The 263-nt window shown below is 57.0% G+C and carries 1 protein-coding gene; it reads left to right on the top strand.

All coding sequences use genetic code 11. The annotated features are described in order from the left end of the window. On the top strand, nucleotides 1-263 hold a 263-nt coding region (locus AC0L20_RS41180), incomplete at both ends, for a hypothetical protein (protein WP_473295857.1).

Here is a 263-nt window from a genome sequence, read left to right as displayed (position 1 = left end):
CAAAAAAGCCAAGGCTACGTTTTTTCAAATAATCCATTGACGGACACTACCCTGGAGCAGATCAAGACCTACTGCCGTGATACCGGGCAAGACTTCGGCGTCACTGCGCCTCTGGCGGATATCCAGGCCACTCAGGCCTTGTTCCCAAGCCTGGACATGGAAGAGGCCAGTGACGTCTTCTATGCCTTGCCGGGCTCTCTGGGGGAAGCCCGCAGCCAGCTCGCACATCAGTTGGAACTCCGCTTTCCAGTGTGCGAGCTGGC

The sequence above is a fragment of the Bradyrhizobium sp. Kon58 genome (assembly GCF_055807455.1).
Note: the sequence above shows the minus strand (reverse complement) of the source record. Positions and strands in the feature narration are given on the sequence as shown.